This is a genomic window from Rhodanobacter sp. Root561 (genome assembly GCF_001427365.1).
In the GTDB taxonomy this organism is placed as follows: Bacteria; Pseudomonadota; Gammaproteobacteria; order Xanthomonadales; family Rhodanobacteraceae; genus Rhodanobacter.
On record NZ_LMGH01000013.1, the window covers coordinates 73,604 to 89,712 of the forward strand.

Here is a 16,109-nt window from a genome sequence, read left to right on the forward strand (position 1 = left end):
CTTCAGCGCGCCGGCAATCGGTGCGCGAACAACCACGGCCACAGCCCGTCGGTGGCGTACGCGGCCTGCCATGAGCCGTGGTTGAGCGTGGCGAATTCGGTATAGCGCACGTCGGCGTGGTGCGCCTTGAGCGCGGCGGCCATCTGCCGCGATTCCCGCGGCGGCACCACATCGTCGAGTGCGCCGTGGAAGATCCATACCGGCAAGTTTCCGATGTGGGTGGCGACCCAGGCGTACGGATCGTCGATGCCGGCGGGGATGCCACGCAGGTACAGGTCGGCGTTGTCGTTCGGGTGACGGATGCCGCCGCAGATGATCGCGGCGGCGGCGAACAGGCTCGGACGATCCACCGCGATCTGCCATGAGCCGTAGCCGCCCATTGACAAGCCGGTGAGGTAGAGCCGCCGGCGATCGCCGTGCCAGGCCTTGATGCTGTCCTCCAGCGCCTGCAGCGCCATCTTCTCGACCGCGCCGTTCCAGCGAGCTCCCTGCGGTGCCTGGGGGATCACCACTACGGCGGGGAAGTCCCTGTGCTCGACGAGCCACGGCGGCAGGCCCTGGCTCAGCTGGGCGCGGTTGTCGTCGCCGCGTTCGCCACTGCCGTGCAGGAACAACACCACCGCCCAGTGCCGTTTGGCCGTCCAGCCGGCCGGAACGAAGACCTGGTAGCGATGTGTCACGCCGTCCAGGACTAGTGAGCGTTCGTCCAGATGCGCCGGTTCGGCGGCGTGGCCGGCAATGCATGCCGTCATCAGGCACAGCAGCAGGGCGAGCTGGCGCATGGTGCTTCTCCGTGATGTCAAAGCAGCGGGTCGAACAGGCGCGCCACATGCATGGCGACCCGGCGCAGGTACGGTGCATCGCGATACTCGTGTTCGTCGATGGCCTGGGCGCGCCTGAAGTCGTCGAGCAGCATGACCGCCACGTCCGCAGCGAAACCGTGGTCGACCACCATCGCGCCGACCTCGAAGTTCAGCCGGAACGAGCGGCTGTCCAGGTTCATGCTGCCGATCGCCGCGGCCTCGCGATCGATCAGCAGCGCCTTCTGGTGCAGGAAGCCCGGCTGGTAGCGGAACACCTTGATGCCGGCGCGCACCGCCTGGTACGCGTGCAGGGTCGAGGCCAGGAAGACGGTGTGGTGGTCCGGGCGCGACGGAATCAGGATGCGCACGTCCACGCCGCGCAGCACGGCCAGCTGCAGCGCCGCACGCACCGCGTGGTCGGGGATGAAATAGGGCGTGCTGAGCCACACGCGCTGGCGCGCCGCGTTGATCGCGGCAGTGAAGAACAGCGAACCGGTTTCCTGCGGATCGGCCGGGCCACTGGCCACGATCAGCGCGCTGGCGTGCCCGTCTCCAGTCGGCACCGACAGCAGCGGTGGCGTGCTGCCGGTGATCCAGTGCCAGTCGTCGGCAAACAGCTGCTGCAGGTCGGCCACCACCGGTCCGCGCAGTTCCAGCATGGTGTCACGCCACGGCGCCAGCGGCGGCTTCAGGCCAAGGTATTCGTCACCCACGTTGAGTCCGCCGACATAGCCGCGCGCGCCATCGACCACCACGATCTTGCGATGGTTGCGGAAGTTGAGCTGCAGCCGGTTGCGCCAGCGATGCGTGGCGAAGCGGTGGATCTGCACGCCACCGGCACGCAGGGTCTCGACATAGCTGCGTGGCAGCGCATGGCTGCCGATGCCGTCGAACAGCACGCAGACGCGCACCCCGGCGGCGGCTTGCTGCAGCAGGACCTGCTGCAGGCGCCGACCCAGCGCATCGTCATGGATGATGAAGAACTGCAGCAGCAGGCAGTGCCGTGCCTCGGCCATCGCCGCCAGCATGGTGTCGAAGGCGGCGTCGCCATCGATCAGCAGGCGCAGCCGGTTGCCGCTGCGGAATGGCCGGCCCTGCAGGGTGCTGATCGCGGCGTAGCTAGGGCAGGCCGGATCGGTGGCCGGTTCGTCGTCCGCCCCGGTCGCTGCCGGATGTTCCCTTGGCGCCTGATGACCCACGCGGTAACCGAGGAAGCGGCTGGAGCCGAGATAGAGATAAGGCAGCAGGGTGACGTAGGGCAGCAACAACAGGCCGAACGCCCAGCCGATCGCGCCTTGCGGGGTGCGCGTGTGCATCACCGCATGCATCGCGGCGAGCAGGCCCAGCGCGTGCAGCAGGAGGATGCAGAAAGTGAGCGCGCCGGCCGTCATCAGGGGCGCGGCGCGTGGCTCAACCGTCCAGCAACTGGTCGGCGAGGTGGCGTGCCTGCTGGCGGATTTCCGGCATCGCGGTGGACTCCCACAGGGTGCCGCGCAACAGGCTGCCGATGGCGAACAGGTGGGGCCAATGCCGGTCTCCGTGCTGCAGGCGGCCGTTGCGGTCGGCGATCACACCCAGGCCCAGCGGATCGGCCTCGATGTGTGCGTTGGTGAGCAACTGGCTGATCAGTCGATGGTCGCTGCGACGCAGGTCCGTGTCCAGCCCGACCGTCTGGATCACCAGGTCGGCATCCAGCGCCTCGACGACGCCGGCGTGGGCCATGGTCAATCGCAGCGAGGCGCCATCGACCTCCACCGCGTGCAACCGCCCGCATCGGCGCTGCAGCCGGCCGCTGCGCTCCAGGGCATCAACCGCGTCGTGGACTGCCGGCGCCATGCGATGACGCGCGCGCTCCCACGCCCAGCGCGCGTGTCGCATGAAACGCGAACGCTGCTCCAGCGGAAGTTCGGTCCACAGGCCGGACAGGTGCGGGCGCAGGCTGTCCACCACGGCCCGCCATTCGATGCCGGGCTGGCCGATGGCTTCGCGCAGCAGGCGTGTCCACTGGCGGATTTCGGGCGCGTCGCGCATCGCCTCGACCAGCCCGGCGCCATCGTCGACGGGCAATGCCGCATTGCGCAGGTGCACTTCGGGAAAGCGGCCATGACGGGACAGGCCGACGAACTCGGCCTGCGGCCAGCGCGCGGACAGTTCCAGCACGACATCGACGGCGGTCAGCCCCAGTCCCACCAGCACCACCTTGCGCGGCGGTGGCTGCGTCTGGTCGGCGCCGGCCAGCAGGCGCCACGGATCGACGATGTAGCGGCCGCTGGCCAGCGCCGCTGCGCCCACCACGCCCAGCGGCTGTGGCGGCAGCGCACCGAGCGCCAGCACGGCCGCGTCGACGCGATGGCTTTCCTCGCCATGGATCACGGTGACGCCGTCGGTTTCAGGCACCAGCGCGTCCACCGCGAAGGGAATCAGGTTGACGTGGTGGCCGCGCGCCTGGCCCTGCTTCAGCGCCCGCGCCACCTCGGCCTCGAGGTAGTCGCCGTACAGCCGGCGCGGCAGGAAGTCGGTGCCGTTGACGGCCGGATCGCTGCGCTGCACGAAGTCGAGGAAGCCGCGCGGCTTGCCGGCGAACATGCTCATCGATGCCGCCCGCACGTTCAGCAGGTGGTGCTCGGAGGTGGTGGCATAGGCCACGCCGCGCGCGGGGCGGCCACCACCGGTGAACCAGTCCAGTTGCAGTGGTGGCGTGGTGTCGCGTTCCAGCAGTTCGCTCAGCAAACTGGCGGACGCGGCACCACCGCCGATGAGGGCAAGGCGTCGAAACATGGCGCTTCTTTCGTCGGGTTCCAGATCAGCCGTGCAGGCGGCTGGCGGTGATGTGGCGTGGTGCGACCTTCAGTTGCGCAGCGGCAGGCCCGGTCCGCCCGGGCGTGGCGTAGTCGGCCATTTCATCGCCGTAGACGTGCAGCGACAGGGCCGTCTCGTAGCGCGACAGGTTGCGGCAGCGGCGCAGCTGGTGGGCCTCGCCGTCGAACCAGGCGCCGTCACCCGGGCCAAGCCATTGGCGATCCAGCACCGTCAGTTCGTTCGATGCGGCGTCGCGCCGGCAGGACTGCACTTCCAGCGCGCCGACCAGGGCCATCTCCAGGCCCCACGCGCCATGCTCGCGCAGCGGGGAAACGTGGTTCGCCGGCCAGGCGACGATCCACAGGCTCAGTGGCGGCCTGTTGCGCCGGGTCAGCAGGATCTGCTCGAAGCCGCGCTGCCGCTGGCGCAGCGAGGCCAGTCGGGTGGCCATGGACGAGGCGTCCTGGTGCACCACACGGCCCAGTTCGCGGGCCATCGAGGCAAGGTCGGGGTGGGCGGAGCCGGCGTGTTCGAGCGCGATGCTGCGCAGGGTTTTCAGGATGTGTCGATGCGTGCCCATGCGTGGAACCTGGCAGGGTGAATGGCCGCAAGTGGATCATGCGCATCGTTAACAGGTTGTTGAACGGGACAGCCACGACAACGGCGCCCGGCGTGCCGCCGGAACGGTCCGGGCGCCGTGTCGTGGCGACCCCTCATTCGCGCAGATTGAACGTCACCGGCACCCGCGCCAGCGCGCGCACCGCCCGCCCGTCGACCATGGCGGGCTGGAAGCGCCAGCCGTCCAGCACCTGCTGGATGGCGCTGCGATCCAGCAGCAGGTAACCGCTGCCACGCTCCACCGTCACCTGGACGGGCTTGCCGGTTTCATCCACCAGCACGCGCAACAGCACGGTGCCGTGCATGCGTTGCTGCAGCGCGCGGGTGGGGAAGTGCAGCGGAGCCGAACGATAGGCCAGGCTGGCTTCGACCGGTGCGGCGTCCACCGCGGGGCTGGTGGTGGTGCCCGCCGGCAGCAGGGTGGGCGTGGTGACCGGTGCCACCGGGATGTTGCCCTCGGCGACGGGTGTCGCCACCGGCGGGCTGATCGGCGTCTGGTGGTGGACCACCGGTGGCGCGACGGGTGGATGCGGCAGCGGCAGCACCTCGACCGGTGGTGGCGGTATCACCGGCTCCGGTGGCGGGATGAAGCTGATCGTGGGTATCGGGTTGAGCCGCTGGATCGCGTGGAAGAACGCCGGGCCCGAAGGCCTCGTCGCGATCATGATCACCGCCAGGTTGAGTGCGATGGCGGCGCTGATGGCCGCGATGCGCGCGGGGTCGGGATGGGTACGGTGAGCAACAGCCAGGCTTGCGGGAGACATGGTCAACCTCCTGACATCGGTGGGGATGTTGCGGCGGTCACGCTGCATGAGCAGGGGGATCGTGCTGCCGCGACCCGAGCCTATGCCCCCAAACCGCACTTGCGCAACAGGACGTCTGGATGGCCAAATGCGGGTTTGTCGGGTGCGGTCGTCCGCCGGGGATTTTTTCTGCGGGTGCGCACCCGGCCATCAGTCTGCGTTGCCGTGCAGTCACCGGTGCTCGCGAAGCGCGCAGCTGTCCTGCAACAATCAGGCAACGGCAACCGGCCGGCAGGCGACGAGGCAACAGGATGAACCTGATCAAATGGGCGGGCGTGGTCGCGCTGGCGTGCGGCGGACTGATGCTGGGTACGCCGGCGCGGGCGGGCGATGTCTCCTGCAAGATGACCTTCCAGCTGTCCGGCTGGTCGGTGTTTTACAAGACCGCCAAGGGCACCGGCACGGTCCGCTGCAGCAACGGCCAGAGCCTCAACGTGAAGCTGCGGGCCAAGGGCGGTGGCCTGACGTTCGGCAAGACGAAGATCAGCAACGGCATCGGCAAGTTCAGCGGCGTGACCGGCGTGCGCGACGTGCTGGGCAGCTATGCCGATGCCGAGGCGCATGCGGGCGCGTCGAAATCCGCCGCCGCGCAGGTGCTGACCAAGGGCAGCGTCTCGCTGGCGCTCAGCGGCAAGGGCGAAGGCTGGAACCTGGGCGTGGCCTTCGGTGCCTTCATCATCGAATAGTGTGACGGCGCGACCATGCGCCACGGTATGCACGAGCCGGGCGCGCGGGTAAGGTAGAGCCGCGCGCCCCGCGTCCCCGGAGAAACCCCATGACCGCCTTGTCCGGCACCGCCATGCCGAGTTACAGCTTCGGCGACGAACTTGCCAGCAGCATCATCCACGGCCTGGGCATCGTGCTGAGCATCGCCGGGCTGGCAACCCTGGTGGCCTTCGCGGCGCTGCATGGCAATGCGCTGACGGTGGTGGCCTGCGCCGTGTTCGGCACCTCGCTGGTGCTGCTCTACACCGCCTCCACGCTGTATCACTCGATCCCGTCGGTCGCCGCCAAGCCGACCCTGCGTGCGCTCGATCACATCGCGATCTATGTGCTGATCGCCGGCACCTACACTCCGTTCACCCTGATCGCGCTGCCCGGCGTGTGGGGCTGGAGCCTGTTTGCCGCGGTGTGGACGCTGGCGCTGGCGGGCAGCGCGCTCGAGCTCGGCTTGCTCAAGCGCTACCACAAGCTGGCCGTGCTGCTTTACGTGGGCATGGGCTGGATCGGCATGGTCGCGTTCGAGCCGCTCAGCAAGCACCTGCAGGGCGGCGGCACCGCGCTGCTGCTGGCCGGCGGCCTGGCCTATACGCTGGGGGTGCCGTTCTACCTGTGGCGACGACTGCCGTATCACCACGCGCTGTGGCATGTGTTCGTGCTGGCCGGCAGCGTGCTGCATTTCCTCGCCGTGTTGCTGTACGTGATTCCCGACGCGCCGGGGTGAGCGTGCCGACTGCGCTCGAAGCCCTGCGCCGCGAACTCGAAGACGCGGCAGCCCATCTGGGCAGGCCGCACGACCTGCGCTTCAAGCCGATGTTCGGCGGGCTGATGGCCTGGCTCGATGAAAAACCCTGTGCCTGGCTGGGCGTGGACGGCATGGCCCTGAAACTGGCGCCTGCCGACCAGCCGGCGCTGCTGCGACTGGCCGGCACTTCGCGACTGGTGGCCAGGCCTGGAGCGCCACCCAGTCGCCACTACATCGTGCTGCCCGCTGCGCTCAGCCGCGACACGGTGCAGCTTTCCGGCTGGCTGCAGAAAACCGCCGCCGCGAAACATCGCTGACGTTTCAGCCGAACAGCATCGCCAGGCCGAACAGGCCCACCATCAGGAATGACAGCACCAGCTTGAACAAGGTGCCCAGCAACAATCCGAGCCACGTCGCCGCGCCCACGTGCGCCGAACGCAGCACGCTGGTGCCGGAGGCGAGCTCGCCGACCAGCGCGCCAGCGAACGGCCCGAGCAGCAGGCCCGGGATGCCGAAGAACATGCCGACAAAGGTGCCGATGGTGGCGCCCCACAACGCGCGGTGGCTGGCGCCAACCCGCTTGGCACCCAGCGTGCCGGCAACGAAGTCGACGATGATGCCGATCGTGCCCAGCGCCCCGATGATCAGCAGCCACCACAGGCCCAAGTGCCGGTAATCGTCCACGGCGGCGACCAGCCAGATCCCGCCGAAAACCATCGGGATGCCCGGCAGCGCCGGCAGCACCGATCCGGCGAGGCCGCCGACGATCAGCAGGGCGGCAAGCACGTACAGGGCGATATCCATCGGCTGGTGTTTTCCCGCGTGGCGATGCCTGCATTGAAGCAGAAACGAGGCGGCGCAGCGGGAACACCACTGCTCGCCTGCCTTGCTACTTCTCCACGAAGGCCCGCTCGATCACATAGTCGCCCGGCGCGCGGGTGCGCGGCGAGGCCTGGAAGCCGCGGCCGTCGAGCAGGGCGCACAGGTCGTCCAGCATCGCCGGACTGCCGCACAGCATCACGCGGTCGGTGGCCGGGTTCAGCGGCGGCAGACCGACCGCCGCGCTCATCACGCCGTCGACGATCGCGTCAGTGATGCGGCCGCGGTGACGGAACGGCTCGCGGGTCACGGTGGGGTAGTAGATCAGCTTCTCGCGCACCAGCTCGCCCAGGTATTCGTGCTGCGGCAGCTCGTGTTCGAGATAGTGCGCGTAGGCGAGGTCCTCGATCCGGCGCACGCCGTGGGCCAGCACGATCCGGTCGAAGCGCTCGTAGGTATCCGGGTCGCGGATGATGCTCATGAACGGGGCCAGCCCGGTGCCGGTGCCGAGCAGGTACAGGTTGCGCCCGGGCTTGAGGTCGATCAGTACCAGGGTGCCGGTGGGCTTGCGCGTGACGATCAGCGGATCGCCGGGCTTCAGGTGCTGCAGGCGCGAGGTGAGCGGGCCGTCGGCGACCTTGATCGAGAAGAACTCCAGGTGTTCCTCCCAGCTGGCGCTGGCGATCGAGTACGCGCGCATCAGCGGGCGGCCATCCGTTTCCAGGCCGATCATCACGAACTGGCCGCTGTCGAAGCGGAAGCCGGGATCGCGCGTGGTGCGGAACGAGAACAGGCTGTCGTTCCAGTGCTGCACGTCGATCACGTGCTCGGTTGCCATTGCCACCATGTCGGTTGTCTCGCGTTGTCGCTGGTTCGGGGAGCCGCGCGCCGGGTCCTCCGGCGGGACGGAGTGGGGACTCGCGGGGAGGGCGGCAGTGTGGCCACGGTGCCTTGCGAGCGCCGGAATGAGCGCGGCGACGTAGCTGCCAAGGATACGCGATCCGCCGCCCGCCTGTCGCAGACCCGCGCCGCGATCTGCGGCATCATGCGGCATGCGGCATTCGGCCACAGGCGAACGAAGGGGAGGGAGAAGATGGATCATCGCGTCACGCAGGCGGTTTCGGATCATCACGTCGGCCAGCGTCACCTGGATCGACTGGTCATGCTTTCCGATGGCGTATTCGCCATCGCCATCACGCTGTCGGCGATCGAGATCAAGCCGGAGGCGGTGCCGGGGAAAACGCTGTGGGAGGTCTGGGCGACGCCCCTGCTGATCTATTTCCTGAGCTTCTTCCTGATCGGCACGGTGTGGGCCTTCCATCGGCGCATCGTGGCCCATCTGCGCGACATCGACCCGGTGGGCACCGCGATCAACCTGCTGCTGCTCAGCCTGGTGGCCCTGATGCCGGTGGTGATCCGCTTCGTGTTCGAGGGCTTTCAGCAGGGCCAGGGCCTGCTGGTTTACGGGATAGCGCTTGGCGCTACCTACGCCTGCATGGCGGTGCTGTGGCTGCATGTCGCATTCTTCGCCCGGCTGGCGCCCGATCTGCCCCGGCAAAAGGCACGCCAGTGGCTGCTGGAACTGTTCGCGGGGGCGCTGATTTTCGGTGCGCTTGCCCTGCACGAGGCACATCTGCGCTGGGCGTCGGTGGTGGTGACCCTGCTGGCGCTGGCGCTGCTGTCGGCCAAGCGGCTGCGGGTCCTGCGTGGGCGCGATCGGAGCTGACGCCGGCCGCGCTGAACACCGGCCGCGGCAAGGACGGCGGCGGTTTGCCGGCGGCCAGGCCGGAACAAGGCGATGTACTACAGCGTCCAGGGCGCAGGTACTACAGACAACGGCCTCCCGGGACGGCAGCGGCGACGGCGCGCTTGCCGCATCGTCGCCGCTGGTCGTGGGCCAGGGCCGGACCATGATGGATACCAGGGGGATTTCGCGGCATGCCGGGATGGCGTGCCAGGGTTCTTTTTGGTGAATGCGGGGGCGGGTGATGCCGGTGATGCTCGGCCAATCCAGGGCTATCCAGGCCGTGCGGGCGCAGCTGCAGCGCTACGCCGGCTGCGACGTGCAGGTGTTGATCGAGGGCGAGACCGGTACCGGCAAGGAGCTGGCGGCCCGCGAAATCCACTATGCCAGCGCCCGCCGCGACCATCCCTTCGTGCCGGTCAACTGCGGCGCGATCCCCGACAGCCTGATCGAGAACGAACTGTTCGGACATGGGCGCGGCGCTTTCACCGACGCCAAGCAGGCCCAGCCCGGGCTGGTCGATCACGCGCGTGGCGGCACCCTGTTCCTGGACGAGGTCGACGCGCTGTCGGACAAGGGCCAGGTGACCCTGCTGCGCTTCCTGCAGGACAACGAATACCGGCCGGTCGGCGGTGGCGCGGCGCGCGTCTCCGATGCCCGCATCATCGCCGCGACCAACGCCAGCCTGGAACGGCAGGTGGCAGCTGGACGCTTCCGCCGCGACCTGCATTACCGGCTGAACGCGCTGTACCTGCAGCTGCCTCCCCTGCGCGAGCGCGGCGACGATGTGGCCATGCTGGCCCGGCATTTCCTGGACGACGTGGCGCGGCGGCTGCAGGGCCCGGCCAGGTGCTGGGGCGACGACGCCATCGAGGCGATGATGGCGCACGCGTGGCCGGGCAATGTGCGCGAACTGGACCACATGGCGCTACGCGCCTACATGGGCAGCGATGAGGCGGTCATCGGACTGGCCCAGCTGCGCGCGGTCGAACCGGCATTCGCGGGTATCGCGGCGGCCCCGCGCCGACGTGCGCATGAACCGGACCTGGCATTCGCCGCGGCCAAGCTGCATGCCATCCGCCAGTTCGAACTCGACTACCTCACCCGGCTGATGCAGCAGGCCTGCGGCAACATCAGTGCCGCCGCCCGCCTGTCCGGCACCGAGCGTCGCCAGCTCGGCAAGCTGCTGCTGAAGAACGGCATCGAGACCAGGCAGTTTCGCCCCGACTGAGCGGCACGCATGTCGCGCGCCGTCGCGTTCCTGCGTGGGTCAAGTTTTCCCCGGGTGCGTTGTCGAAACGGGTTTGTCCTGACCCGGTCGTCCCGGCACCACGGTTCCGATCCGTTGCGGCAGCCCGTTTGGCGACCTCCTGCCATTGGCATGTTCGTTGCGTAGGTTCCCCTCGAGCACGGAACCGGCGGCGAAACAGCCTGCGTTCCGACGCGAACCTGTCATCCGGAACGAAAGGAGATCGTCATGGCCACCCCCGCCACCCCGTTGACCAAGTACAAGGACATTCCCTGCTGCCCGAACCTCGACACCCAGCCGGTGTGCGACGTGATGGACATGCGTCGCCGCCTGCTGTTTCCCACCACGATACGCACGCGCAGCGGCCAGCAGGTCAATGTCGAAGTCATCCTGCATACGCGCTTCAAGCGCTGTTCCGGGCCCATGGCCCTGGGCGATGTCGTCTACACCACCACCTTGCTCCCGGGCGAGAAAGTAAGGCTGGCCACCACCGACCGGCGCAGTCGCTTCAGCTTCGACAGCGAGTCGAATCTCAGCTACCGCAGCGAGCAGATGTCGGAGGAGCAATACCGCATGTCTTCGCTGCGCTCGTTCATGTCGGACCAGAACAGCCAGGACAACGGTTCGACGCGCAACACCGACCAGGGCTCGTGGGATTTCCACGGCGACGCCAGCGGCTCGATCGGATTCATGTCCGCCAGCGCCGATGCCAACGCCCACGGCAGCCACAACGCCGAATCGACCTTCGAATATCTCCAGCAGCATTCGGCGCAGGCCCGCATGGCCGACAACCTGTCGGTGGAATCCACGCGCAAGGCGCACTCGATGTCCGTGGGCGAGGTGTCCACGCGCGCCCATCAGCAGGGCGAGACGGAAGACCAGTACGAGGCCTCGTCGCGCGAGTTCGCCAATCCCAATGCTTGCCACGCGCTGACCTTCCTGTTCTACCGCATCAACAAGATCGAGACGCTGTCGTTCGAGCTGGTGGCGATCGAACGCCGGGTGCTCGATCCGGTGGCGCCGGCGCCGTTGCTGGCCAACCCCATCCGCGCCAAGGGTGCGGTGGCGGTGATGCCGCAGGAAGTGCCGGCGATGAATGCCAAGCGACTCGATATCGAGAGCCGCGGGCTGCAAAGCGAGGCGTTGCACGCGCAGGCCGGCGCTGCCCCGGCGACGCTGCAGTCGCGCTTCAACCTGGCGCCACTTTCGGTGCCGGTGAATGTGCAGACCCCCTTGCCGGACGATGTGCGCAAGGCCGCGCTGGCCGAGGTGGACAAGCAACTGATCGAACGCAAGCTGCTCGATCCCAAGACCGGCGGGTTTGCCGCCGATGCGCGCACCCAGTTCGAGTACACGCGTGACACCTCGCTGCCGACCGCCGGCGTCATCGTCAAGGGCTGTTTCGACGACTGCAACATCTGCGAGCCCGAGCTGCAGAAGAAGACCCAGCTCGAAATCGTCCGGCTCGACCTGCAGAACCAGTTGCTCAAGCGGCAGATCGAGTTGCTGGACAAGGCGCAGGAATACCGCTGCTGTCCGGTTGCCGAAAGCGGCACCGCGTAATCACGAACGGTTCTTCGGGCCAGCTTCGAACGCCCTCTGTCGCAACGGACAACCACCCCAGTCGCAACAGGCAACCCGCCGGCATCCGCTTGCGTGGCAGCCGGGCGCGCGTGCCGGAGTGGTGGTTCGCCGCGGATATCGACCATCAAGCCGCACCCCTCAATTCAGGAGTCTTGCCATGAAATCCGAAAAGTCCGCCCGCCTGCAGATCAAGGTCGAATTCAGCGACCAGGGCGAAGTGCCGGCACTGCAGGCCTATGCCTTCAATCGCCAGGGAGCCGCGCTGGGCCAGGCGCCGTTGAAAGACGGCGCTGCCGTGATCGAGCTGCCCGCCGAAATGGACGGCCAGATGGTCGAGCTGATCCTCGGTCCACCCACGGAGAAAGGCCAGCCGGTGCCGACCGCGGCGGCCCTGAGGCGGATGGGCGGTTACGCCAGATCCACCCGCCTGCTGCTGGACAAGCCGGTGCTTCAGCTGAAGCTGCCGACCTACATCTTTCCGCACTGGTGCCTGTGCTACGTGCGGGGCCGGCTGGTCAAGCGCTTCAACCTCCCCGATGGCAGCGCCAGGGAATTGCCGGTCTGTCATGCCCGCGTGCATGTCTGCGAGGTCGATCGCATCCGGTTGGTGATCGAGAAGCTGCCCGACCCGGAGATCCTGCGCCTGCGCGACGACCTGCTGCACAAGCTGCAGTTGCGGCCGCTGCCGTTTCCGCCGATCCCCGATCCCGGCCCGCTGGCCGGGCCGATCATGACGCGCAGTGCCGCACGGCCCGCCGCCGCGGAATCGCCGCTGCCGCAGGCGCCGGCTTCGACCGGCGCGGAGACCCTGGCCCTGCACGCGGCGGCACTGACCGCAGCACAGTCGGCCGGACAGGCCCGCCGTCAGCTGCTCGGGCTGGCCAGCATCATCGCCATCCACCTGTGCGATCTCACTTACCTGTGGGGCTACTTCCGGGTCGATGCGCTGACCACGATCGATGCCGACAGCGACGGGCGCTTTGCGGCGCTGATTTTCCACGACTGCGCCGACCAGCCCGACTTGTACTTCTGGGTCGAGCAGTTCCAGGGCGGTGTCTGGACCACGGTATACCGCCCCTCGATCGGTTGCGGCACGCACTGGAATTATCCCTGCGGCTCGGAAGTCGTGATCAACCTGCCGGGCGCCGTGGCCTGCGAGGAACCGCCGTACGACGTTCCGCCCGGGGTCACCCTGTTCATGCTGCCGTACGCGATCGCAAACGCGCCGATCTGGGGCATTCCGCCCGGCGCGCCGGCGGCGCCGGCCGGATGGGTGCGGCCCGACGGCATGCTCGACTACCAGACCGGGACCTCGCTGGGCTGGCTCTACAACGCTCCGTTCGGCGGCACGCTGAACTTCATCCACGACGACTCGTACTTCATTCCGTCCAGCGGCATCAAATACTACCGCTATGCCTACCGCCGCCTGAGCGGCACGCCGAACACTGGTGCTGCCGATCCGAGCTGGACGCCGATCAGCGCGTCGCTGGCACGTGGCTACCGGATGGAATATTCGGACCGACTGCCGACCTACCAAAGTTATTCCGTTGGCCCGTTCACGCCTGGCCCGCACAGCAGCCTGTTCAAGTTCAAACCGCAAACCCCGCCAACGCTCGATACCGATCCGACTACTGTCGTCACGCGCGAATGGATCAGCGGCAATCTGAGCGAAGTGGCGGCGAGCTGGAACACCCTGCTTGCCGCGCCTCCGCTGTCGACTGGCAACGTCATCGACGATGCCGGTGTCTTCGAGGTCAAGATCGAGGTGTTCGATTCCGACGGCAATCAGGTCATGCCGGGGGCGGGCAGCTTCCGTTTCTTGGCGCGCAATGCCGATGGCAGCACCACTCGTCTGTCCACCGCTGCCGAGGAAGCGGGCGGTGCTTACGTGCTGCGCGTACATGTGGACAACAATTATGTGAGCGCCACTCTGCCGCAGCCCAGCATCGGCGGCGTGGCGGCCAGCGACGACTGCGGGTTCCTGCGCTATCACGCGGGCGATCTGGTGCATGTGCAGTACCAGGCAGCCCATCCCAACCAGCATGCCGTGTTTGCTTTTGGCATCAAGCGCGGATCGAACACTCTGGCGTCGGCCACTACACTGGCACCTTATGTCGAAGTGGCGGCGGTCAGCGCGCCGACCACCACCACGCCTTACATCAAGGTGGCCGGGTCCTACCAGCGTGATTTCAGTCCGGCGGAGCTGGCGGGTACCTGCGTGAACGCGGCCTTCGCCGCGAGTCTTGGTGTGTACCGCAAGGTGACCGACGGGTACCAGCGACTGGGGCCCGATGCCCCCGCATTGATCGCTTTTGCACTCGCCGAGCGGGGCGTTGTCGCGCACCCGTAAATCCAGCGGACGGGTTCTCGGCAAGTTTGCTTGCCACCCGGATGCAGCAAGCGAATGGATCGCGACGCAGATGCGTTGGCAACCACTGAAAGGAGAGGGACATGGCCACGTCAAAAATTTCCGCCGCGAAAGCATCGCCCCCGAAACCGCCGGCACCGAAATCGTCGGCCCCGAAAGAGGTCGCATCAAGGGCGGCAGCGTCGACGGGCGCGCAGGGCCAGAATTGCGCGGTGATCAATCCGTATGCGCTGGCCGACCTGGTTTCCGGCCAGCCGATTCCATGGGATGACCTGCCCGACCGCGCCAGCGTGCTGGAGCAGGTGTTGGCGACGCCGTATGAGGAACTGTTCGATCCCAAGCATGGCGGTCCGCTCTACGTGGGCCTGGCCCTGGACAAGCAGCTCAACCTGGTGCGCGAGCGCTCGCCGCTGCTGGATGTGCGGCTGCCCAGGGACGGCAATGACGCCGAGGCGGGCGGCCTGGCAAGCCTCGACCAGTACACGACCCTGGCCGAGATGGCCCGGGTGCCCGAGCTGAAATCCATCCTCGACTGGCCGATCCTGTGCGGCGACCTGTCACGCTATTCGCGCCTGCGCGTTTCGCTGAGCCTGCCGCCGGCCCTGCGCGCGCTGGTGTTGGGTCGCTCCCTGTCGGCGGACATCGTCCGTTCGATCACCTTCGATCCGAAGATCGTGCTCAAGGCGATCCAGGGCTGGACGCCACCGGGTGCGCACTGGGCCACCTCGGGCGAGTTCTTCCACGAGACTGCCGAGTTCTTCGACCCGGTCCAGGGCGCCGTGGCCAACTGCTATTACATCGCGGCGCTCTCGGCGATCGCCTGGGCAACGCCGTTCCGGATTGCGCACCTGACCCGGGCAACCGGAACCAGCCAGACCCAGTTCAATGACCAGATCAACTTCTGCAAGCCCGACTCGGGCGGTGCGCTGGACAAGTCGATCGAGGTCACCGAGGCGGTGCCGCTGACCGCGTCCGGCTACCCGATCTACTGCCGCTCCAGGGAAGCGGGCGAGTCATGGCCGGCCGTCTACGAGAAGGCCTACGCCAAGCTGAAGACGGGGACCTCCAGCGACATGCCCGACATCACGCAGACCGCCTGGGGCGACTGCGTGTGGGCCACGGCTCAACTCAACGGCGGCGCGCGCCACTACTACGACACGGCCAGCCGTAGCGCCGACGACCTGTGGCACCTGCTGCGCTCCAACTGCCTGTCGTACCGCACCTTCAATCCGATGACGGCGTGGACCTACTCGACCGGCGATGCCGCGCCCGACCACGTGGATTATTCCAGCGCGCACATCGTCGGCTCGCACTGCTACACGGTGCTGGGCTGGGCCTATCGCGACTGCCGGCGCTGGATCGTGCTGCGCAATCCCTGGGGCAGCACCGAGGCGACCAGCAGCGTGCTGGACGCCACGATTTCCATGTACGACGTGAGCTGGTGGCGACCGATCACGCTGAAGGACAACGACGGCGTGTTCGCGATGGAGATCGGGGCGTTCAAGAAGTACTTCGCCGGTTTTGGCACGGCACATTGAACGGCCATGCAGGACGATGCCGAGGTGAGGCGCGAGGTACTCGCCTACCTGCGTTCACACCCGCAGGCGGCGGATACCTTGTGCGGCATCGTCAGCTGGTGGCTGCCGCGGCAACGGCTGGAGACCGGCCGCCGGCGCATCGAGCAGGTGCTCGATGAGCTGGTGAGCGCGGGACTGCTGCGCCGCGATCCGTTGCCTGACGGCGAGGCGCTGTACGGCTTGGAAAGACGGGGAAAGGCCTCGGGTCAGCGCTGACCACTTTAGGTAGGTGCGGACGTCGAGCATGATTTTGCTGTTGTCAAATGATGGGACCGCCTGT

Annotated in this window: 16 protein-coding genes; 9 read left to right on the top strand and 7 right to left on the bottom strand. The window is 67.6% G+C overall.

Going from position 1 to position 16,109, the window contains the following annotated elements; all coding sequences use genetic code 11:
* Positions 1-2 precede the first annotated feature (2 nt).
* From ASD55_RS12605 to ASD55_RS12625, 5 genes are all read right to left on the bottom strand, one after another.
* The gene (locus ASD55_RS12605; protein WP_056766606.1) at positions 3-782 is read right to left on the bottom strand and encodes a PHB depolymerase family esterase; all 780 of its coding nucleotides are present in this window, start codon (positions 780-782) and stop codon (positions 3-5) included.
* A gap of 17 nt (positions 783-799) precedes the next feature.
* On the bottom strand, positions 800-2,194 hold the full coding sequence (cls, locus tag ASD55_RS12610) for a cardiolipin synthase (RefSeq protein WP_056766609.1): 1,395 nt from the start codon (positions 2,192-2,194) through the stop codon (positions 800-802).
* 19 nt (positions 2,195-2,213) lie between these two features.
* Positions 2,214-3,581 (bottom strand): FAD/NAD(P)-binding protein, encoded by a 1,368-nt coding sequence (locus ASD55_RS12615; RefSeq protein WP_056766612.1) that lies wholly within the window; start codon positions 3,579-3,581, stop codon positions 2,214-2,216.
* A 25-nt stretch (positions 3,582-3,606) separates the two neighbouring features.
* Positions 3,607-4,182, bottom strand: coding sequence for a cysteine dioxygenase (locus ASD55_RS12620; RefSeq protein ID WP_056766614.1), 576 nt, complete (start codon positions 4,180-4,182; stop codon positions 3,607-3,609).
* A 133-nt stretch (positions 4,183-4,315) separates the two neighbouring features.
* Positions 4,316-4,984, bottom strand: coding sequence for an energy transducer TonB (locus tag ASD55_RS12625; RefSeq protein ID WP_056766616.1), 669 nt, complete (start codon positions 4,982-4,984; stop codon positions 4,316-4,318).
* A gap of 341 nt (positions 4,985-5,325) precedes the next feature.
* Between ASD55_RS12625 and ASD55_RS12630 the strand changes: the two genes are divergently transcribed.
* The 3 genes from ASD55_RS12630 (at position 5,326) to ASD55_RS12640 (ending at position 6,805) form a co-directional block, all read left to right on the top strand.
* Positions 5,326-5,709, top strand: a complete 384-nt coding sequence (locus tag ASD55_RS12630) for a hypothetical protein (RefSeq protein ID WP_235577827.1) — start codon at positions 5,326-5,328, stop codon at positions 5,707-5,709.
* Positions 5,710-5,798: 89 nt separating this feature from the next.
* Positions 5,799-6,467 carry a hemolysin III family protein gene (locus ASD55_RS12635; RefSeq protein WP_056766620.1) on the top strand — a complete coding sequence of 223 codons (669 nt, stop codon included), beginning with the start codon at positions 5,799-5,801 and terminating at the stop codon, positions 6,465-6,467.
* 2 nt (positions 6,468-6,469) lie between these two features.
* Positions 6,470-6,805 carry a TfoX/Sxy family protein gene (locus ASD55_RS12640; RefSeq protein ID WP_235577804.1) on the top strand — a complete coding sequence of 112 codons (336 nt, stop codon included), beginning with the start codon at positions 6,470-6,472 and terminating at the stop codon, positions 6,803-6,805.
* A gap of 4 nt (positions 6,806-6,809) precedes the next feature.
* On the opposite strand, the gene ASD55_RS12645 is transcribed toward ASD55_RS12640, so the two are convergent.
* Both ASD55_RS12645 and ASD55_RS12650 read right to left on the bottom strand, forming a co-directional pair.
* Complete coding sequence (locus tag ASD55_RS12645) at positions 6,810-7,292, bottom strand: DUF456 domain-containing protein (protein ID WP_056766624.1); 483 nt, start codon at positions 7,290-7,292, stop codon at positions 6,810-6,812.
* Between the two features lie 85 nt (positions 7,293-7,377).
* Positions 7,378-8,154, bottom strand: coding sequence for a ferredoxin--NADP reductase (locus ASD55_RS12650; RefSeq protein WP_056766626.1), 777 nt, complete (start codon positions 8,152-8,154; stop codon positions 7,378-7,380).
* A gap of 246 nt (positions 8,155-8,400) precedes the next feature.
* Here ASD55_RS12650 and ASD55_RS12655 point away from each other — a divergent pair, with 246 nt between their 5' ends.
* The 6 genes from ASD55_RS12655 (at position 8,401) to ASD55_RS12680 (ending at position 16,045) form a co-directional block, all read left to right on the top strand.
* Positions 8,401-9,033: a TMEM175 family protein gene (locus tag ASD55_RS12655; RefSeq protein WP_056766628.1), complete on the top strand. Its 633-nt coding sequence runs from the start codon at positions 8,401-8,403 to the stop codon at positions 9,031-9,033.
* Positions 9,034-9,304: 271 nt separating this feature from the next.
* Positions 9,305-10,282: a sigma-54 dependent transcriptional regulator gene (locus tag ASD55_RS12660; RefSeq protein WP_235577805.1), complete on the top strand. Its 978-nt coding sequence runs from the start codon at positions 9,305-9,307 to the stop codon at positions 10,280-10,282.
* Between the two features lie 246 nt (positions 10,283-10,528).
* Positions 10,529-11,863 carry a hypothetical protein gene (locus ASD55_RS12665; protein ID WP_056766632.1) on the top strand — a complete coding sequence of 445 codons (1,335 nt, stop codon included), beginning with the start codon at positions 10,529-10,531 and terminating at the stop codon, positions 11,861-11,863.
* Between the two features lie 178 nt (positions 11,864-12,041).
* Entirely contained in the window at positions 12,042-14,234 is a 2,193-nt protein-coding gene (locus ASD55_RS12670) for a hypothetical protein (RefSeq protein ID WP_056766633.1), read from the top strand.
* Positions 14,235-14,464: 230 nt separating this feature from the next.
* Positions 14,465-15,790: a C2 family cysteine protease gene (locus ASD55_RS12675; RefSeq protein ID WP_056766635.1), complete on the top strand. Its 1,326-nt coding sequence runs from the start codon at positions 14,465-14,467 to the stop codon at positions 15,788-15,790.
* A 6-nt stretch (positions 15,791-15,796) separates the two neighbouring features.
* A complete protein-coding gene (locus tag ASD55_RS12680; protein WP_056766637.1) occupies positions 15,797-16,045 on the top strand; it encodes a hypothetical protein in 249 nt (82 codons plus the stop codon).
* Positions 16,046-16,109: the final 64 nt, after the last annotated feature.